The organism is Romboutsia weinsteinii, from assembly GCF_002250835.2.
In the GTDB taxonomy this organism is placed as follows: Bacteria; Bacillota; Clostridia; order Peptostreptococcales; family Peptostreptococcaceae; genus Romboutsia_A; species Romboutsia_A weinsteinii.
In genome coordinates, this window is the sequence record NZ_NOJY02000010.1 from 80291 (window position 1) to 101717 (window position 21427).

The window sequence follows — 21427 nt, forward strand, 5'->3', positions numbered from 1 at the left end:
GGCTTTTTGATTAATCATTTAAGTCTTTTTCAGATTTTATAACACTACCATCCAATGCATTTATCTCAACATCATAGTCATGTTTATCTTTTAGTATATCAAAATTATAAATATCAACATTGCCTGATTTCTCTAAACTTAATGACTTAATAGTCCCACCAGCAATATTTTTTAGAGCAATATCTTTAGCTTCATCTAGTGTGATTTTTATTTCGCCTATATTATATGTATAGTTGTTATCTATTTCATTTCTTAATATATTTCCAGTTTTAGCTTCTACTTCTATTTCATGCTTAGCTTTATCTTTTACAATATCTACTTCATAATAACTATTAGTACCATGCTCATATTCTGCACTAACAACTGTTCCGTCTATTTCTCTTAATGCTAATTCAATTGCTTTATCTAGGTTAATTTCATCTTTAGAAGGAATCTCAACGGGAGCTTCTTTTTTAGCAGTTTCATTACTGTTAGGGGCTGAATTATGTTTTTCTGTAGAAGGCTTGCTGCATCCTACAGCACTTATTACTAGCAAACTTGATAATATAATTGCAAGTACTTTTTTCATGTATAACACCTCTTTATATTAATTAATCAAACTAATAATACTATTTCTAATTTCTTATGAATTTATACATAGAAAAGAATATTAATATAAAGCAATAAGTTTATAATATTCATCAATAAGTTTGAATAATTTACTCTCGTAGTGTTCTCTATATTCATTGACATAGCAAATAAATTCACTGCAATTATCAAGTATTACATTAGTAATATTTTTATCAATGTAATTTTTAGAACACATATCAAGAAGTATTTCCTTAATGTTTTCTTCAGTAAAAGGTTTTTTGTAAGATCTTTTTTCTGTTAAAGCACAGAATATATCTGAAATAGACAATATTCTATCAGCCATAGTTAAAGAACTTTCATCCAAACCTCTTGGATAACCTTGACCATTTAATTTTTCATGATGATTACATGCCAAATCAACTAATGTAGGATTTACTTTTGCATCTTCTAATATTTCTCTGGTTGCAACAACATGGTTTTTCATAACTTGAAATTCATCTTTAGTTAATTTGCCTTCTTTTTCTAATATATCTTTAGGAGTAGTAACCTTTCCAAGATCATGCAGATAAGAAGCTATGGAAATCATTGTAGTAGTATCTTTATCTAAATTAAGTTTTTTTGCTAACATAGACGATACCAAAGAGACAGAATAAGTATGTATAGATGTATCATAATTAAACATATCAATTGATAAAGGTATAAGTGCTATATATTCTAAAGCATCGTCTAAATTTACAAATTGTTCTTTAAGTATAGTTTTTAATACTATCTTGTACTCTCCAGATATTATATTTTCTAATAAATTTTCATTCTCAATAAGATTATTTAATATTTCAATATGTTTAGGGTTAAAGAAGTTTTTATTTAAATAACTTAAGCGTAATAATATATTCTCTTTATTATACTTACTTAAGTTACATATTAACGATAAAGTATCGGCTAATGATATGATAAAGGTATCATCAGGAATAGGTATATTATATATTGGATTACTTCTATTACTATAAGAAGTATGGTGATAAAGTATGTTACCTGCATAGTTTTTAAATCCAGCAGTTTCTTTTAATAAAACATAACCATAGCAAGAGTGAAACTTTGGGCTAGAGAAATCAAAGTCTATAAGACTTTTATCTTTTTCTGTTTTATATGCACCTAGGTCATGGATTTCAGCTATTATAATTAAGTAATAAAGTTCCTGTGGTGAGTATCCTAAGGATCTTCCTATCATATAAGCAATGTAAGCTGTTTCCTCACCATGTACAATTATTTCTTCGTCAATTCTTTTTACTATTGCGTGAACTATCTTTAATAAGTTTAAGCTGTTGACTATTTCCATTTAATAATATTCCCCCTATAATCATAGTGATAAGATTTATTATATAGTTATTTAAAATAAATGTACATATTTTGGTAAAATATAAAATACTACAAATAAATACTTGAAAATATATAGATAATAATAAGATATAGAAGTTACTAAAAATATGGAGTTGATGTAGTGACAAAAATATCAAGAAGAGGTTTTTATGAAGAAGATAAAAGATGGTTCTCTAGGAAAGAAATAATAAGGCTATCAAAGGCTCAAGAAGAGATACAATGGTTAATAAATAGGGAATATAAGATATTACCAGTAGTAACTTTTGTTGGAGACAGATATCAATTTTCCTTAAGACAAAGAGATGCTCTTAAAAGATCTACTTGTACAGAAGAAAAGAAACAAAATAGAATATCAAAGGCAATCAAAATAGAAAGTATTAAAGATGGCTCAATATACATAGATGGTTTTAACTTGATAATAACTTTGGAGGTTGCGTTATCGGGTGGAACTTTAATTTACTGCAATGATAATAATATTAGAGATTTGGCAGGGCTAAGGGGTACCTATAAGATTATAGATAAGACAGAAGAAGCCTTGAGAATTATTGGAGAGTTCTTAAATTCCCATGAGGCCAAAGAAGTTAAATTCTACTTAGATTCTCCAGTTTCAAATTCTGGGAAATTAAAGAGTAAAATATTAGAGTACTCAAGTATGTACAACTTTAAAACTGAAGTTGAGTTAGTAAACAATGCTGATGTAGTACTTGAAAGATTAGGTAGAGTGGTAAGTAGTGATTCAGCAATAATAGATAACTGTATAAGTTATTTTAACTTAAATAAAAGTATAATAAATGAATATATAAAAGAAGCTAGAATCATAAATTTAAGTGGTAATATAAATCAATAGTTAATATTTATACACCACTATAGCAAATTTAAAATTAAATTTTAAAAAAAAATATAATGAAATTTTTCTTAAAAACATATATAATACGAAAGGGACGCTTTTTGAATACCTAATATTTTGAGTTAGGTAAAATGCAGTCTCTTTTTTATTTAAAAAAATAATTAGAAATATTACATTTAAAATGATAGAAAAACTTAAAGGAGATAATATGTTATTTGAAAATTTAGATATAATTGAACCAATTAAAAAAGCACTAAAAGATGAAGGATATAAAAAACCTACACCAATACAAGAAAAATCTATTCCAAAGCTATTAACAGGAAAAGATTTTGTAGGTTGTGCTCAGACAGGAACAGGAAAGACGGCAGCATTTGCTATTCCACTACTACAAAAAATATCTATAGATAAAGCACAATCTAAGAATAAGAGAGAAATAAGAGCAGTAATATTAGCACCAACTAGAGAGCTAGCAATTCAAATAGAAGAAAACTTTACTGCATATTCAAAATATATGGATATAAAGAATTTAGTAATATTTGGTGGAGTATCGCAAAATCCACAAACAAAAGCACTAAAAGAAGGAATAGATGTTTTAATAGCTACTCCAGGTAGAATGATTGATTTATACAATCAGAAATTTATTAATTTAAAAAGTGTAAAATACTTCGTACTTGATGAAGCTGATAGTATGCTTGATATGGGTATGATACATGACGTAAAAAGAATAATAAAATGTCTTCCAAAAGTACGCCAAAATATATTCTTCTCAGCTACAATGCCAAAGGAAATATCTAACTTAGTAGATTCAATATGTGATAATCCACTTAGAGTTGAAGTTGCCCCAGTTTCTTCAACTACTGAAACAGTAGACCAAAGTATTTACTTTGTAAGTAAAAAAGAAAAAAAGAATTTACTTAAACATATATTAAAAGATGGATCAATAAAATCAGTTTTAGTTTTTTCAAGAACAAAGCATGGTGCTAATAAGATAACTGATGATTTAATGAAGGTAGGAATAAAAGCACAAGCAATACACGGTAACAAGTCTCAAAATGCAAGACAACTGGCTTTGAATAACTTTAAAGAAGGAAAGCTAAGAGTATTAGTTGCTACTGATATAGCAGCTAGAGGAATTGATATAGATGAATTATCACATGTGATTAACTTTGACCTTCCAGAAGTAGCAGAGACTTATGTTCACAGAATAGGTAGAACAGGAAGAGCAGGGCATAGTGGAGTAGCAATGTCATTTTGTTCAATGGAAGAAAGAGACTTATACAAATCTATTGAAAAACTTACAAAAAAGAAGATAGAAGTAATAACAGAACATCCTTACAAAGCAAGTGGAAATGATATAACAAAGCCAAAGAAACCAAATAATAATAGAAGACCGAATAATAATAATAATAATAGAAAATCAAATAATAAAAAAGTAGCAAAGCCAGAATCTAAAAATAAATAGAAGTATGAAGCATAATGATATTAAATAAAGTTATTATTAGATTTTATATGAGTATAAGTTATATAAATCTTAAATAGATTCATATATTACAATATATCTATAAATAAGGAGTTGTAGTATGTGTTTATATTTTTAATATCATATCTACTAGTTGGATATATAATATTTAATTTATACACCAATATTTTCAAAATAGAATATAGAAGTAAAACAGAGTATATATGTACCTACTTTATTTGTGTTATTGTTTCAAGTTTATTGATAAAATTTTTTATGCCATTTTTAAGATTTATTATAAAATGGATATTAATTTTGTCTATATCACTATTAGCAATAGGATTTTTAGCTAGTATAATTAGTAAATCAAGAAAATAGAGAATTAATAAGATACTAAGCCAGCAATAATATTTATTGCTGGTTTTTTACTTTTAAATAAATATATAAATGGGTAAGAAATAAGTAATTACCAAACTTTTTAAGTTTAAATTTTTAAAAGTTTCAGCAAAATATTATTACTTAATTCTTATATTACAGACTCTATATAATAGGATGAATATTGATAAATTAAGTTATTTATGGAAGTTTATAATTAAAATGAATGTTAGTATAATTGACGGAAGGAGAGAATAACTTTATGAAAGTTACGAAAGTTGCTATATTTGGAGCTGGAAACGGAGGAATAACTGCAGCTGCAGATTTATCAAGTAGAGGATTTAAAACTAGTATTTATGAGATACCTAGATTAAATTCAAATCTAGATGCTATAAAAGAAAAAGGGGGGATTTACTTACAAGAACCTGGAAAAGAAGAGTTTTGTAAAGTAGATTTAGTAACTTCAGATGTATCAGAAGCGATCAAGGATGCAGAGATAGTTATGCTTACTATACCAGGAGATGCAATCGAAGTATTTGCTGAATTACTAGCACCGCATGTAAAAGAAGAACAAATAATTTTATTAAATGGTGCCGCTGCTATGGGTTGCGTTAGATTTGTAAATAAAGCAAAAGAGTTAGGTATAGACAAAAAGTTTAAAATAGCAGAAACTAATTCTCTTACATATGGAACTAGAGCTTTTGCAAATGAAGCTAGAGTTGAACTTTCTCTTAGAGTAAAGAAATTATTTTTAGCAGCATATCCAGCATCAGAGACAAAAGAGATAATTGAAGCTTGCTCACAAATATACGATTGTTTTGTACCAGCGGATAATATTTGGCAAACAACTCTTGAAAATGGAAATCCTGAAGTGCACCCTGGACCTTGTCTTTTAAATGCAGGAAGAATAGACTATTCAAACGGAGAATTTTGGTTATACAAAGAGGGTATAACAAAACATACTGTAAACGTACTAAAAGCTATATCAAGAGAGAGACTTGCACTTGGTAAAACATTTGGATTTGATATAGAAGATGCTATAGTAAGTCGTGCTAGAAGAGGATATTTTGATAGTGAAGAGGGAAACCTTCAAGACTTATTTAATAACAGTGAAGTGTTTACTGCGATAAAAGGACCCGTAAGCTGTACATCACGCTATTTTACAGAAGATATATCTTCAGGTCTTGTATTATGGTCAAGTATAGGAAAGGCTATAGGAGTACCTACACCAAATATAGATGCTGTTATAACTTTAGGAAGCTCATTGCTTGAGAGAGACTTCTATGAAGAAGGGTTAACACTAGATAAGTTAGGACTTGATGGTTTAAATAAAGAAGAGTTAATTAAGAACGTTTAATTTATACACTTTTAAATAATTAACATTAAACATTATAAGAAGGTTGTCTTAAGGCAACCTTCTTATAATTATATATTACTTTCCAGATTTACCTGAAACATAATCAATACTTATTTTTATAACTTTAGTTTTATCACCTGCATTTTTTATATATATTTTACCTTTATCCATATAATCTGATGAATATTTTTCTAATAGTTTAATCAATGCTGTGTTCTTTTCTTCATCAAAAGCCTCAGTTGCTTTTCCAAACACAATTATACTATCGTAATTTGTACTAAATTTATCTGATAAAATATAAGTGTCACCAACAACACAGAAAGATACTTTGTTATTATAAGTTATGTTATCTAGCTTATGTCCTTCTAAAGCGCAGTGAAAATATATTGTATCATTAGTATATACATAATTTACAGGGATTACATAAGGATATCCACTATTACTTACTGTTGAGAAAATACCATATTCACCATTTTTTAATATTTCTAGCACTTGCTCCCCTTGAATTTCTTTTTCTTTTCTTCTTATTCCCCTAAACATAGTTATCACTCCCTTATCAAAACTTAGTTACTCAAGTTAATAAATTTAAAACTAAAGCTATATTTTTCAATATATAACAAAAGATTAAATAAATCAAATAGATATTATTTCAATGTCATATTTTTAACTATAGTTGAAAAGTAACATCCAATCTACTACAATTAACTTGTAATTAACGTATATAAATATCTGAAGATATTTATAAAAGGTCAGAAGGCTTGATTCTTCTGTCTTTTTTTATGTAAATATATTTTTGATTAATATATTTTAAATCATTAGGTTAATGGTTTAAGATAATTATAGGAGGGAATATGGACAACTTAAATTACTGGGAAAATAAGTGGATCGAGGCAGGTAAGGATTATATATTGAATAGTAATTCATCTATGGAGAATATAATAGTTTGGGACAACTCATCAATAACTTATGACGAATCTGTAGGAAATGAGAGAATAGACGAGGTAATAGAAAGATTAGAAAATTTAGGGTATATAAACGAAGATAGCACAGTACTAGATATAGGTTGTGGTACAGGTGCTTACTCAATAGCTCTAAGTGGAGTTTGCAAAGCTGTTGATGCTCTTGATTTCTCAGAAGGAATGCTAAATGTACTAAAAGAGAAGATTAAAGTTGAAGGAATAGACAATATAAACATCATAAAAAGAGATTGGAATAGAATAGATATAGAAGATGAAGGTATGTACAAGAAGTATGATTTTGTTATATGTAGCTTAAACCCTGGATGCTACAGTCCTAGTGAATTTTTAAAGATTAATAAAGTATCAAAATCATATTGTTGCTATATAGGTACTGATGGAAAAGGAAAAAATAATATACTAGATAAGGCGGATAACAATATATTAGGAAGTAAAATAGAAAAAGAGGATATTAGCAATGTTATTTATCCATTCAATATACTATACTCTTTAGGATACCGACCAGAGATTTTCTATACAAATTGTAGTTGGAAAAACACATTTAATGAAGAACAAGCAATTAATAAATTAACTAAAAGATATAGTAAGCATATAAGATTGGATAATAACATTAACAATAAGATAAGATACTTTGTAAAAAGCAATTTAGTAGAAAATAAGTACATAGAAGAAGTTAAGAATAATCTTGGGGTCATTACTTGGGATGCAAATAATTATTGTAGTAAATAATTATTTAGTGAGCACATAAGAGAATACATAAGATTTATATATTGTTAGGTATAAAAAACCGGTGAACTTATTAAGTTTAAATAAGTTCACCGATTTATATTTTAATATTCATATTAAGCTAGATTGTCAATTTGTTCTTGTTCACAATTATTAAAATCATTAGATAGTGTTTTTATCTTTTTAAAATAATCAAGCATTAGTGGAACCGCAGCAGCTATCCAAGCCACAGGTCCTGCAATACATATTGCTGCATACCCTATTAAAGCAGGTAAAGCAAATGAAACAACTGCTCTAGCCACTAACTCATATACACCAGCCATCATAGGCACAAATGTATACCCCATACCTTGTAGAGTATTTCTGTATATAAATATTAAGCTAAGCGGTATAAAGAAGAATGCCGCAGTATTAAGATATTGCTTAGCATAAGCTACAACACTTGGATCAGCATCAGATACGAACATATTTATAAACTGTTCACCAAATAATATAAGTATGAATCCTGCCACAATACCTATAATAACATTGATCATAGTACATTTCTTAACACCTTCTTTGATACGGTCAATACTTCCAGCACCAAGGTTTTGTGCTGAATAAGTAGCCATAGTAATACCAAATGTAATACTAGGTTGCATTACAAGTTGTTCAACTCTTGAAGCAGCAGTGTGTGCTGCAACAACTGTAGATCCAAATGCATTAACCGCTCCTTGTAAAATTATTGCTCCTATTGCTGTTATTGAGAATTGAAGAGCCATAGGAATTCCGATTCTTAAATGCTCTTTATAGTATTTGCTATCAATCTTAAAGTGTTCTTTTTTAAGCTTTAGCATAGGGAACTTTTTAGCTGTGTATATTAAGCATAATAACCCTGATACTCCTTGAGAAATAACAGTAGCATATGCAGCTCCTGCTACCCCCACATTAAAGTTAATTATAAATACTAAATCAAGAATTATATTTAGAATAGATGATACAATTAAGAAATATAGTGGAGTCTTACTGTCTCCCAATGCACGTAATACTCCAGAAATCATATTATAGAAAAATGTTGCAAAAATACCACCAAATATTACTGAAATGTAAGCAGTAGAATCTGCTAATATATCTTGTGGTGTGTCCATTAGATTTAATAATGGCTTTGTTGCAATCAAACTTACAATAGTAACTATAATTGTCATAATAACAGATAAAGTTGTTGCACTTGCTACAGCCTTTCTTATTCCTTCCTCATCATTAGCTCCAAATTTCTGAGAAACTAAAACAGAAAATCCTGAGGATAATCCAAGTATAAATCCGATAATTAAAAATATCATTGAACCGGTAGAGCCAACGGCTGCTAGAGCTTTTACTCCTAAAAATCTCCCAACTATAATAGTATCAACCATACTATAAAACTGCTGAAAAATATTGCCTATTAGCAGAGGGATTGAGAAGTAAAGAATTAGTTTGACTGGGCTTCCAGTAGTCATATCTTTAGTCATAATATCTCCTTTCACATAAAAAAATTGCCTTATCTATGCAATAACTCAAAGCATAAATTCAGCATAAAATATATTCATCCAAATAGCATAACACCATTTTAATTTCTAATCAATAAATTCGAGTAAAAATTAATGAAATTTTAAAATAGATTTTAGTAAAATATTACTAAATATTAGTACCTGGTATTAAAAACTGTTTACAAAAAATATTTTATTTGGTAAATTATAACTAAGGATTACATATTTATCATAAAGATATAATTCAGAAATAAAAAATAGGGAGATTACAAAATGAAACAAAAAAAATATTTAAGTTACGCTATTTTATTAATAGTATTAACTATATCAGCTATTATTGGATACAATTCACTTTACCCATCAAAAGCAAATCATACAGATAATAGCAAGGTAAATGTATCTAAGCAAGTTGATCACATAAAAGAAATTGCTAAAGAACCACATTCAATATTTGATGGTGAAGCTCATGAAAATGTAAAAAATTATTTGATTGATGAACTGAAAGAATTAGGTGTAGAGTCAAAAGTATATGATTATAAAGATGTATATGTTGAAAGAACTAAAACAAAAGAAAATCTTCAAAATATATATGCTGAAATAAAAGGAAAGAATGATTCATACATAATGTTAGTTACTCACTACGATAGCTCACATGCTAAGAAAGAGCGTTATGCAGAATCAGATGGATCTGTAGGAGCAGCAGATGCTGGTTATGGATTATCTACAATACTTGAAACGATTAGAGCAATAAAAGAAAACAATGTTACTCTTAATAATGGTATAAAAATACTAATCACAGATGGTGAAGAGTATGGTTTATTAGGAGCTAAGGAAGCAGTAAAAGAAAAAGAAATATTTGAAAACGTAAATTACTTAATAAATTTAGAAGCAAGAGGAACTGATGGACCTGCTGTAATGTTTGAGACGAGCAAAAATAATTCAAAGGTTATTGATTTATACAATAAAAGTGAGAAGCCTTTCTCTTATTCAATAACTCCAGAGATTTATCGTTTACTTCCGAATGGAACAGACTTTACCGTATTTTTGGAATCAGAAATAACAGGAATAAATATAAGTGTGTTAGATGGACTAGAAAATTATCACACACCTAACGATAGTGTAGAAAATATTAATGAAAGGTCTTTACAGCATTATGGAGACCAAGTATTACCTATAGTTACTGAGTTTGTAAGTAATGATAAATACAAAACTTCAGACGCACTTGAAAGTAATGATGATTCAATATTCTTTATATTAGGAAATGTATTTGTTAAATATTCTAAATTAGTTAATTATGTACTATTAGCAACTATATTACTAATGATTACATTCTTATTTAAGAAATTTAAAATAAGAAGTGTTATTTCAGTCTTAAAATACGCTTTAGTAAATTTATTATTTACAGTAGGTGTAATGGGAGCATCATTTGGAGTGTCAAAATTAGCTGCAATAGTTAATAATAGACCATTTAAATTAACTTACCTTCCATTAATTAAATACGAAGATATAATTATATTAGCAGTGATTGGATTATCTGCACTAGGATATATGTTATTAATGAAAAAAGTAAGCAAAAACTTTGATGAAAAAAATGAATTAATATTAGGAACACTTACTTTACTTCTTATAATAGGTACTGTACTATCATTTGTTTTACCTGGTGCTAGTTACTTATTTGTGTTCCCATCAGTATTAATAGGGTTATTTACAACAATAAAAGTGATGTTAAGTAAAGATAAGGATAGTAATATATCTTATATTTTATTAATACCTATGGCGATAATAACAATATTATTTGTGCCAACTGTGTACTTATTCAATTGTGCTCTAACATTTGGAGCTTTATGTGCAACTATGCTATTTGTAATGGTTGCAATAATGTCAGTATTTGCATGTATGTTACAAATTAAAGGAATAACAAAATAAGGAAGTTAATAAATATTTTAAGCCCTCTAAGTTTTAGAGGGCTTTTTATTTTATTAGCTTTTAGCTAAATCATATGGTTTTTTATAATAATATCAATTATATTATCTAAAGCACAATTTTCTTTATCTATCTCATCTATTTCTAGTACATAGTCTTCAAATTCTACTTCTGCACCTACACAAACTTCATTTTCACTATTTGTATAGTTAATAAGATTAAAATCTTTTATTTCACTTTGCAGATATGATTTTAATGTATCGTATTCTTCTTGGCTAATTGTGTTGTTTTGAGACTTACAACACCCCTTGCCACTATTACAACATCCCATATATGACCTCCTTATTTATATAATGACACTATTAACATTATACCCCTTATTAATATTTTTAACATAGAATTAATTGATAAATTTGAAAAAATATATTAGATAAATTTTGCAAATTGTTTAGAATACATATTTTTATATGAATAAAATAACTTAAATTTAAGAACTATATTAAAGACAATCTAATATAGGAGGCATAACAATGGCAAATAAACCCGTAAATCCAAATGCAAAAGAAGCTCTAAATCAAATGAAGCTAGAAATAGCTAACGAATTAGGTATGCAAAGTGAAAACATAAATGGAGCCAACAGCACATCTCAACAAAATGGAGAGATAGGCGGACATGTTGGAGGCAGAATGAGTAGAAAATTAGTTGAAATGGGAGAAAAAGAATTACTTAGAAGATATAGTAATAAATAATATAAAATTTCTAGGAGTCGGAAAAACCGACGCTAAGTTTATAAAATAACATAAATTAAATACTAATAAAAAATGACCTTATATATGGATACTATACCATGATGGGGTCATTTTTTATTAACAATTACATCTACTATATCATTTAGATAATCTACATTATTTAAATTACTTAAGGGTACTATAAAAGAGAGTAGGCACAAACTAATTTAAATAAAAAGGAAGATAGCCATGAATAATAATAGCAATTATAAATATGTCATTGTCATATCAGGTTTTATATTAATGTCTGTAGCATTTAGTATAGTAAATAGCGTAAGTGCATTTTTTGTAGCTCCAGTTACAAAGGCAATGAACTTTTCTATAAGTGAATTCTCATTGATGTTTACAATCAATGCAATAATAGTATCAATAAGCTCACCCATAATAGGAAAGATGATAAACAAAGTTAATATAAAAATTATAATGTCTATAGGATCAATACTTGCTGGGGGAGGTTATATGCTATATGGATTAGCAAATAACATGTTTCAATTTTACATAATAGGAGTCATAGTTTCTATAGGAATATGCTCACTTACGACAATTCCAATATCTACAATGATATCTGATTGGTTTGAACCAGAAAAAAAGGGATCAATTATGGGGATTGTTTTTGCTGGCATAGGAACAGGAACATTCTTTTGGGTACAAATTGTATCAAGATTACTAGAAAAGTATAGCTACAGATTATCTTATATGTTATTAGGATTTATAGTATTAGTAGTAGCTCTACCTATTAGTATCTTTATTGCTAAAAGACCTGATAATGTATATATAAATAAGAAAGAAACTACAAATAATAAGAAAAAAGACATTAGTTTTTCAGAAATATCTAAGACTCCTGCATTTTGGAGCTTTGCAATTGGTCTTATGCTTATGGGAATAAGTTTTGCTGGTGTAAAACAACATGTTCAGTCATATTTATCAGTATTAGGATATTCATTAAAGTTTACAGCTAATATAAGTTCTATTCTTGCTGTAGTAGGTTTAACTGCAAACATATTGGGAGGAATAGCATTTGATAAAATTAAAACTAAAAAGGTATTAGCTGTTATAGGATTTTTCAGTTCAATAAGCTTTGTATTCTTAATACTTGCAGCGAATCAAACTTTTACATTTATTTTTACAATTTGCTTTGGTATGACAATGTGTATGGCATCAATTTGGCCAGCTTATGGAGTAAGTAGAATATTTTCAAATGAAAACTACTCAGTGATTTTTGGAGTTGTAAGTATGTTTTTCACAATTGGTGCATCAATTGGACCATTTTTATCAGGAGTGATAGCAGACACATCTTACGGATATCAAAGTGCTTGGATTTTATACTTTGTAATAACTATAATTTATTATCTATTGTTTATTAGAAGTATAAAAAACTCATAAGGATATAATAATAAAATAGCTATCTAGTTTAATAGATAGCTATTTTTATACAAAGTTAATATTAATAAATTTGTTTAAATCCATTTCCAAAAATCTCATGAGTCTCAGTAACTACAACAAAAGCATTAGGATCAATTGATTTTACAAGTTTCTTTAAAGTAACGACTTGCTTTCTAGAAACAACAATAAATATTATATCTTTTTCAGCTCTAGTATAACCACCTTCACCCTTTAAGAAAGTCGCGCCCCTATCCAGTTCTTCCATAATTATTGTAATAAGTTCGTCTGATTTATCAGATATTATCATAAATGATTTAGAATAGTTAAAGCCTTCTATAACTATATCAGTAATTTTTACTATGGCATATAAAGATACTGCTGAATAAAGAGCTATTTCAAGCTGAGAAGATGCTACTCCAGAGAGTACAACTACAACAAAATCTGCTATACCCATAAGTACAGCAACACTTAAATGAGGAAAAAATTTGTTAGCAAGTATTCCAATTAAGTCTGTTCCTCCAGTAGAACCATTGATTCTAAATATAAATCCTAAAGAAATACCCATAAGAATAGACCCGCAAATACTAGCTAGAATTGGATCTGAAGTAGCATTTATATTAGCTAAATTAGCAGTTAATTTTAGCCCAATAGTAAGAAATATTATTCCTAATATAGTTTTTAGACAATCTTTCTTACTTAATATTTTATATGCTAAAATAAATAAGGGAACATTAAATGATAAGTTTATAATCCATAAAGGTATATTTACTATAGAATTAATAACTATAGCTAAGCCAGTAAGCCCACCAGGTGCAATTGCATGGGGCTCAAAAAACATTGTTAGTGAAACCGACATTAGTATACATCCAATTATTAAAAACAATATCTCATTAAGACTTAAGAATTTCTTATTCATATCAAGTAACCTCCTACTGAAAAATATTATGCATGATAGTTATAGAATTTTATTAATATAAGAGTAAAATTTTTTATTATAATATTTATATATTGAAAATGTATTTATAAATGCTATTGAAGTTTAAGAAAAAATCATAGAATAATATAATCATTAAAAGAAAGTATTAAATAGAAGTGATAATTTTTAGATTTAAACTTATAAAGATATTTTTAATCAATAATAAAGCTAGATATATTAATATATCTAGCTCTATTACTATCTTATGAATTTTATGATATTTGTATGTTATCTATTAGGTTTATTTTGTAGCAAAATAGGAATTAGCATCCATGGTAAGTTAGGATTACTACCTTGGCTTAAACATTCTACTCTCAATATCAAGCTTGCATCTAATATTATAAATTCTGGATTTTGATTTCCACTGATTCTAAATCCTTTTATAGTATTATTTCTTTCATCAACATCAGTAACTAAGAAAGGATAACTTCTACGGTCTTGGCATTGTCCACCTACTAGCTGTGTACATTCTGTTATTCTTACAAATCCTTTACAATTTTTTATGATATCAAAAATAGGAGAAGGTCCTGGAGGTGTACTACCTTGAACGCATTCAATTCTTAATATCCTTCTATCTCTTAAAATTATATCTTCGACAGGTTGGTTATTTCTTAATATTTGACCCTCAATAATTCCACATGATCTATCAACCCTGTTAACTTTAATTACTTCAGTTTTAGTATTGCTACACTGGTTATTTATAGTAAGAGAGCAGTATGTTATTCTTAGTACTTTACTATTACATCTATCTATAGCTTCATATACATCATTAGTACTTATAAACTTAAGACTTGGATTGTTCATTTCAAAATTCATATAAAATCCTCCTGTTAAAAGTTATCATGTCCTTATATTTAAATTATGAAAAATTATAGATAGTGCTACATTTAATATGAGAAATCCTAATTTAGCCTGTAATAGTAGATTACAAGCAAACTAAAAATCACTATAATAACTTATTATGTAAGTTATTATAGTGATTATATATACTATCCGATAATGCATAGTTCCTTATCATGTTTATTTAAATTTTCATATCCATCTTCAGTAACCATTATTAAATCTTCTATTCTTACACCGAATTCACCTGGTAAGTATATACCTGGCTCAACAGAGAATATCATTCCTGGTTTTAATACATTAGTATTAGTAGAAGATACATCTCCCATATCATGAACTTCAAGACCTATAGAGTGTCCTGTTCTATGAGTAAAATACTTTCCGTATCCTTTTTCAGTTATATAATTACGAGCTGCTGCATCAATATCACAGAATCTAATACCAGGCTTAACTAAAGATATAGCCCTTTTATTAGCTTCAAGTACTATTTCAAATACCTCTCTAGCTTTTTTAGGAGCACTCTTATAAAATACTGTTCTAGTCATGTCAGAGCAGTAGTGGTCTTTCACGCAACCTATATCAAATATAACAGCATCTCCTTCTTTAACAAAGGCATTACCAGCAGAAGCATGAGGATCAGCTCCATTAGCACCAAATCCTACTATAGGTTTAAATGAGAATCCATCAGCACCAATTTCTTCATATATTTTAGATAACTCTCCTGCAAGTTGTTTTTCTGTGAATCCAGCAGGAAGAGTAGCTTTTAGTCTTTGCATAGCCTCATCATTTAAAGCAGAAGCTTTTCTCATCAAATCTTTTTCTTCATCATCTTTGCACATTCTTAGTGTATCTATTATGTAAGAACTATTAATAAAGGTACTTCCGCCTTTAAGTTCCATTAAACGCAATAGGAATCTTGCTGGCCAGTTTTTATCAACACCCATTAAAGCATTTTTATCAACGTTCTCAGTTATAATGCTTAGTCCGTCATCTACATCTGTAAACCATACTTTCTCAATGACTAAATCTTCATATACAGGGAATAACTTATTTATAAAAAATTTGTGGTTTTCACTTGTGTTTAAATATAGCGCTATTAATCTCTCACCTGGATGAATCATTTGGCCAGTTAAGTAGAAGATAGCAGTAGGGTCAGTAACTAACATTTGAGGTATATTGTCTTTTTTCATTTGTTCAATTACTGCATTCAATCTTTGGATTTTCATATTAAAATTCCTCCTTGTGAAAAATTATGTTTTACATATTATACCATAAGGAGAAGAAGAGGTTAATATATTCTATTATAACTATTAAGATTAATATTATAAAATATATATTTCAGCTATTATAAATACGACATCAATTAAATACCTAGTAGGCATAAATACTTAAAAAGTCAAAATAATAAATAAAGAAAATATAAATACAAAGTTCGACATAGTATGGTATAATTATCAATAACATATCCCCTACATTAATAATGAGGTGAAACTGTATGTACGATATATTTAAATTATTACTTGATAATATACATTATCCTATGTGGATTAAAGATCCAGACTTAAACTACATCTTTGTTAATAAGTCTTACGTAAACTTACATAATAAAAAGAAAGAAAATTTTATTGGATTAAATACTAAAGATATATTTGATAATTTAATATCTGAAGAATATAATAATCTTTGCAGTGAGGTTTTAGAAGAAAGAAAAATAGTAACTAAACAGTTATACATATTTAACAAGTATAGGGAATGTACAATTTTTCCTATAGTAAATGATGATAATAAATTACTAGCTATATCGGGGATAGTTAACGACATAAGTAATATAAAGGAAAAAGAAGAAGAGATAGAGGTTCAAAAAAACTTAATTAATCAAATCATAGACACTCTGCCAGGGGAAATTTTCTATAAAAATAAGAAACACGAGTATGTCTATGCTAATGAAGAATGTAAACAATTCTATAAAGATAAAGGCATAAATAATATTATTGGTAAAACTGACCTAGATATAAATCATAATAAAGTACTCGCACAAAAGTTTATTAATGATGATGAGCTAATTAAGAATACTAAAAAAAGTTTGCAAAATGATGCCGTATTTGAATATAAAGATGGTATCAAAGAATATAGACAAGTAGCAAAGAAACCTATCTTAGATAAAAATGGAGATGTAAATGGTATAGTTGGGCATTCGGTAAATATTACTGATAGAAAACTTGCTGAAAATAGATTAAAATATTTAAGTTATACTGATGTTCTAACAGGTGCTTATAATAGAGCTTATTTTGATGAAAGAACAGAAGAACTCTCAAAAGAAAAATATCTTCCAGTAGGTATAATAATGGGAGATGTAAATGGTCTTAAATTAGTAAATGATACATTAGGACATTTAGAGGGTGATAAATTATTAAAGTTAATCACTAAGGTATTACAAGAAGTATGTCATAAGAAATGCGAGCTATGCAGAATCGGTGGTGATGAGTTTGTACTTTTACTACCTAACACTACACAAGCAGAATGCGAACTAATAATAAAGAAAATTATTAAAAAATGTGGAGAATACAAGCACAAATTTATTCAACTTAGTATATCCTTAGGTGCTTCTATAAAAGAAAGTGTATATGAGGATATATACGATATTTTTAAAGAAGCAGAAGATAAGGTATATAGACAAAAACTTTTACAAGAGAAAAGCATACAAAGTTCAATAATGTATTCTCTAAGAACTGGTCTTCAAGCAAAGAGTGCAGAAACTGAAGAACATACTGAAAGAGTAGTACAAGATGCTATAAAGATAGGTAAAAAATTAAATTTAGAAATAGCTGAGTTGGATGAACTTACAATAGTAGCCCAATTACATGATATAGGCAAAATAGGAATAAGCGAAGATATATTACTAAAGGCAGGTAAGTTGACAGAAGAAGAATTTGAAATAATGAAAACCCATACTGAAAAAGGGTTTAGAATTGTTCAGGCATCTAGTGAATTAAAAAATGTAGCTCAGGGAGTCTTAAGTCATCATGAAAGATGGGATGGAAGTGGATATCCTAGAGGATTAAAGGGAGAAGAAATACCTTTGTTAGCTAGAATAGTATGTGTAGTAGATGCCTATGATGTCATGACAAATGGTAGAGTATATAAAAAGGCGATGAGTAAAACAGAAGCAATAGAAGAATTAAAAAGATGCTCTTCAAAACAATTTGATCCAAATATAACTCGGGTTTTTTTAGAGTGTCTAAGAGAAAGCGAATTTAAATAATTTGATTATACGGACTGTAGATAAATTTGCTTTTATAAATATATCTACAGTCTTTTTAAAAAGATTTAGCAATAAAAAGAAAGTAGGAAAGATAGCAAAATGGAACTAAAAGAAAAAATAAGTAATTTTCCTCTAAGCCCAGGAATTTATATGATGAAAGATAGAGAGGATAATATTATTTATATAGGAAAATCTAAGAAACTTAAAGATAGAGTTAGAAGTTACTTTGCAGAATCTGCTAACCATTCAAGGAAAATACAAAGGATGGTTAAAAACGTAAGTAATATAGAAATTATTACTACAGATACTGAATTGGATGCTCTAATTTTAGAATGTAGTTTAATTCAAGAAATTAAACCGATGTATAATACTTTAATGAAAAAGTTTGAGAATTATAAATATATAAAGATAAATGAGAATAAAGATTTCCCTATTATTGAAGTTGTTGATGATATAGATGATAGTAGTATATATTTTGGTCCTTATACTATGGATAGAAAGCTTGAAGAAATAAAAAATATTCTCACAGAGGTTTACAAATTACCAAGTTGTAAAAAACATACTAAGTGTATTAACTATGATTTAGGTAAATGCATAGGTCCGTGTAGAGGAGCTATATCAATAGATGAATATAAAGTAATAATAGATACTATAATTAGTACTTTAAAAGGTGAAAATAAAGAAATCTTAGATCTATTAGATATAAAGATAGCAAATGAAGTAAAAGAGTTAAACTTTGAAAAGGCCCAAGTAATTCAAAGTAACAAAGAGTTAATTCAGAGTATGTTAAAAAAACAGCAGATTATTGATACTGCTCAGAAAGAAGAAATAATCTTAGTATGGACAAATATTAATGAAAGTAAATATAAGTTATATCTAATTAAGGGTGGATGTATTTTAAGTTCAAAAATATTAAATGTAGATACATTTGAACAGTTAAGTGTCAAAGGTCTTGTATTTGAAATGTACAAAGGCATAAGAGTAAAAAACTCTAAGAATGAAATAACAAAATACAATATAGATACAATAAATATTATACACTCTTATATTAAAAATAGTGAGAGTATAAACTATCTTATAATGTAGATAAACAAAGTACCTTTGATATAAAAGTCAAATGTGCTTTGTTCATATAGAATATAATAATATAAATATAAAGAGTTCAAAATAATATTATTAAAAATTGACAAAATTAATATAATTAAGGAGTTGTTTATATGAATATACAAAAATATGATCCTGATAATCCATCACTAGTTAATTCGGTAGTATGCGCTATAGATATACTAGGTTTTTCTCAGATGATAGTAGATTCTTGCAGTACAGGTACTGGAGATAAATTATTAAGAGAGATAAATTATCTAATAAATAAAAATAAGCAGTGTATATTACCTAATAAATACACTTATGGAAAAATTAAAATTTATACAGATAATATGGTAGTAGCCTATCCTATTAAAGGAGATGGAGAAGAAGAACTTGATGAAATATTACAAAATGTATCTGAGTATCAATTTAATCTAGCACTTGAAGGTTTATTTGTTAGAGGTGGAATAAGTATGGGGGATTTTTACATAAATGAAGATATAGTGTTTGGTCCTGCATTACTAGATGCACATCATACTGAAAGTCAATTAGCATGCTACCCTAGAATTATCCTTGATAAAAGAGCAACTAAAAGACTAAAAAAATATATAAATTATTATGATAATGCACCCCAGAAAAGTAAGATACTAATAGATAATGACGGACAATGGTTCCTAAACTACTTAGAAACAATATTTAAATACTATACAGAATGTAATAATGAGTATGAGTTTGAGAGAATCCAATATGAATTATTACTAAAACATAAGAAAAAAGTAGAAGAACTACTAACTATACATAAAGAAAATACTAGAGTTTGGGATAAGTATGTTTGGACAGCAAACTATCATAACTATTTTTGTGATTTAAACTTCCCTAATGAAAAGGACTTAAAGATATCTAGAAAAAGCTTATTATCATGGCCTAGAGAAATTTTAAATGATGATTTTTAACTAATAATATAAAGGAAATTTATACCTATTTCTATAGAAAATCGTATTCCTTTATGTTATAATTCTCTTTAGTATGACAAAAAAATATCATGTACAGGAGAATTTAAATGTTAAAAGCAATCTTAGGCTTATTAGCAGTAGTTACAACAGGATATACTGCAATCTATGCAAATGACTTTAGGAAAAACAGAGACAAAAGTAAAAATGGAATGTTTAATAAGGGGATACTTATTGGATTTATAACTGATTTTTTAGATGCAATTGGTGTAGGATCTTTTGCTACTACAACTGGAATTTTAAAATTAAGTAAAAATATTAATATACCTGATAAATTACTACCTGGGACCTTAAATGTTGCTCATACACTTCCAATGATAGTTCAAGCATTTATGTCTATGAATTCAATAGGAGTGGATATTCTTACATTAATAAGTATGATAGTATCAGCTGTAATAGGATCTTGGATAGGTGCAGGAATTATTTCTAAGTTACCAGAGAAGAAAGTTCAATTAACTATGGGGATTGCACTTGCAGGTACAGCAGTTCTTATTGTACTTGGACAAGTTGGACTTATGCCATCAGGTGGAGATGCAATGGGTCTTACTGGAACTAAGTTAATAATAGGTATAGTAGGTAACTTTATATTAGGAGCATTAATGACTGCTGGTATTGGCCTATACGCTCCATGTATGGCTCTAGTAGCTTTACTTGGAATGAATCCAAAGGCAGCATTTCCTATAATGATGGGTGCTTCTTCTTTCGTTGGACCAATAGCAAGTACTAAGTTTATTAAAGAAGATGCTTATGAAAGAGAAATATCTATGGGTATAACTATAGGTGGTGTAGTAGGTTCTATATTAGCATTACTATTTGTTACAAATATGCCAGTATACTGGTTAAAGTGGTTAGTAGTAGCTGTTGTAACTTATACATCAGTAACTATGCTAAAATCTGGACTAGAGAAAGATACTTTAGAATTAGAAGATATGAAAATAGGTTAAAATAGATAAAAGACTGTATCAG

Annotated in this window: 19 protein-coding genes; 11 read left to right on the top strand and 8 right to left on the bottom strand. The window is 27.9% G+C overall.

Annotation, left to right across the window (positions count from 1 at the left end; genetic code table 11):
- Nucleotides 1-10: 10 nt before the first annotated feature.
- Complete coding sequence (locus CHL78_RS07760) at nt 11-568, bottom strand: PepSY domain-containing protein (RefSeq protein WP_094367901.1); 558 nt, start codon at nt 566-568, stop codon at nt 11-13.
- A gap of 81 nt (nt 569-649) precedes the next feature.
- Entirely contained in the window at nt 650-1906 is a 1257-nt protein-coding gene (locus tag CHL78_RS07765; protein ID WP_094367902.1) for an HD domain-containing phosphohydrolase, read from the bottom strand.
- A gap of 162 nt (nt 1907-2068) precedes the next feature.
- Between CHL78_RS07765 and CHL78_RS07770 the strand changes: the two genes are divergently transcribed.
- The 3 genes from CHL78_RS07770 to CHL78_RS07785 all read left to right on the top strand — a co-directional run bounded on the left by CHL78_RS07770 (nt 2069) and on the right by CHL78_RS07785 (nt 5985).
- Complete coding sequence (locus CHL78_RS07770) at nt 2069-2794, top strand: DUF434 domain-containing protein (protein WP_199534012.1); 726 nt, start codon at nt 2069-2071, stop codon at nt 2792-2794.
- 208 nt (nt 2795-3002) lie between these two features.
- Entirely contained in the window at nt 3003-4256 is a 1254-nt protein-coding gene (locus tag CHL78_RS07775; protein ID WP_094367903.1) for a DEAD/DEAH box helicase, read from the top strand.
- Nucleotides 4257-4890: 634 nt separating this feature from the next.
- Nucleotides 4891-5985, top strand: a complete 1095-nt coding sequence (locus CHL78_RS07785; RefSeq protein ID WP_094367905.1) for an NAD/NADP octopine/nopaline dehydrogenase family protein — start codon at nt 4891-4893, stop codon at nt 5983-5985.
- Nucleotides 5986-6060: 75 nt separating this feature from the next.
- On the opposite strand, the gene CHL78_RS07790 is transcribed toward CHL78_RS07785, so the two are convergent.
- The gene (locus CHL78_RS07790) at nt 6061-6525 is read right to left on the bottom strand and encodes a pyridoxamine 5'-phosphate oxidase family protein (RefSeq protein WP_094367906.1); all 465 of its coding nucleotides are present in this window, start codon (nt 6523-6525) and stop codon (nt 6061-6063) included.
- A gap of 311 nt (nt 6526-6836) precedes the next feature.
- Between CHL78_RS07790 and CHL78_RS07795 the strand changes: the two genes are divergently transcribed.
- Nucleotides 6837-7691, top strand: a complete 855-nt coding sequence (locus tag CHL78_RS07795; RefSeq protein ID WP_094367907.1) for a class I SAM-dependent methyltransferase — start codon at nt 6837-6839, stop codon at nt 7689-7691.
- Between the two features lie 113 nt (nt 7692-7804).
- Here CHL78_RS07795 and CHL78_RS07800 read toward each other — a convergent pair whose 3' ends face one another.
- Entirely contained in the window at nt 7805-9175 is a 1371-nt protein-coding gene (locus CHL78_RS07800) for an MATE family efflux transporter (RefSeq protein WP_094367908.1), read from the bottom strand.
- 291 nt (nt 9176-9466) lie between these two features.
- Here CHL78_RS07800 and CHL78_RS07805 point away from each other — a divergent pair, with 291 nt between their 5' ends.
- Nucleotides 9467-11119, top strand: coding sequence for a M20/M25/M40 family metallo-hydrolase (locus CHL78_RS07805; protein WP_094367909.1), 1653 nt, complete (start codon nt 9467-9469; stop codon nt 11117-11119).
- A gap of 64 nt (nt 11120-11183) precedes the next feature.
- Here the strand turns inward: CHL78_RS07805 and CHL78_RS07810 are convergent, their stop codons facing one another.
- Entirely contained in the window at nt 11184-11447 is a 264-nt protein-coding gene (locus tag CHL78_RS07810) for a hypothetical protein (protein WP_094367910.1), read from the bottom strand.
- Nucleotides 11448-11646: 199 nt separating this feature from the next.
- Here CHL78_RS07810 and CHL78_RS07815 point away from each other — a divergent pair, with 199 nt between their 5' ends.
- Together CHL78_RS07815 and CHL78_RS07820 are read left to right on the top strand one after the other, a co-directional pair.
- Nucleotides 11647-11865, top strand: coding sequence for an alpha/beta-type small acid-soluble spore protein (locus CHL78_RS07815; RefSeq protein ID WP_094367911.1), 219 nt, complete (start codon nt 11647-11649; stop codon nt 11863-11865).
- Nucleotides 11866-12093: 228 nt separating this feature from the next.
- The gene (locus CHL78_RS07820) at nt 12094-13287 is read left to right on the top strand and encodes an MFS transporter (RefSeq protein ID WP_094367912.1); all 1194 of its coding nucleotides are present in this window, start codon (nt 12094-12096) and stop codon (nt 13285-13287) included.
- Between the two features lie 61 nt (nt 13288-13348).
- On the opposite strand, the gene CHL78_RS07825 is transcribed toward CHL78_RS07820, so the two are convergent.
- From CHL78_RS07825 to CHL78_RS07835, 3 genes are all read right to left on the bottom strand, one after another.
- Nucleotides 13349-14203, bottom strand: a complete 855-nt coding sequence (locus CHL78_RS07825; protein ID WP_094367913.1) for a YitT family protein — start codon at nt 14201-14203, stop codon at nt 13349-13351.
- 288 nt (nt 14204-14491) lie between these two features.
- Nucleotides 14492-15079 (bottom strand): hypothetical protein, encoded by a 588-nt coding sequence (locus tag CHL78_RS07830; RefSeq protein WP_094367914.1) that lies wholly within the window; start codon nt 15077-15079, stop codon nt 14492-14494.
- Between the two features lie 173 nt (nt 15080-15252).
- Nucleotides 15253-16329: a M24 family metallopeptidase gene (locus tag CHL78_RS07835; protein ID WP_116041349.1), complete on the bottom strand. Its 1077-nt coding sequence runs from the start codon at nt 16327-16329 to the stop codon at nt 15253-15255.
- 269 nt (nt 16330-16598) lie between these two features.
- Here CHL78_RS07835 and CHL78_RS07840 point away from each other — a divergent pair, with 269 nt between their 5' ends.
- The 4 genes from CHL78_RS07840 (at nt 16599) to CHL78_RS07855 (ending at nt 21405) form a co-directional block, all read left to right on the top strand.
- Complete coding sequence (locus CHL78_RS07840; RefSeq protein ID WP_116041352.1) at nt 16599-18365, top strand: sensor domain-containing diguanylate cyclase/phosphohydrolase; 1767 nt, start codon at nt 16599-16601, stop codon at nt 18363-18365.
- A 99-nt stretch (nt 18366-18464) separates the two neighbouring features.
- Nucleotides 18465-19451, top strand: coding sequence for a GIY-YIG nuclease family protein (locus CHL78_RS07845; protein WP_094369190.1), 987 nt, complete (start codon nt 18465-18467; stop codon nt 19449-19451).
- Nucleotides 19452-19582: 131 nt separating this feature from the next.
- Nucleotides 19583-20404: a hypothetical protein gene (locus CHL78_RS07850; RefSeq protein ID WP_094369191.1), complete on the top strand. Its 822-nt coding sequence runs from the start codon at nt 19583-19585 to the stop codon at nt 20402-20404.
- Nucleotides 20405-20511: 107 nt separating this feature from the next.
- Nucleotides 20512-21405, top strand: a complete 894-nt coding sequence (locus CHL78_RS07855; RefSeq protein ID WP_116041354.1) for a sulfite exporter TauE/SafE family protein — start codon at nt 20512-20514, stop codon at nt 21403-21405.
- The last annotated feature ends 22 nt before the right edge of the window (nt 21406-21427 follow it).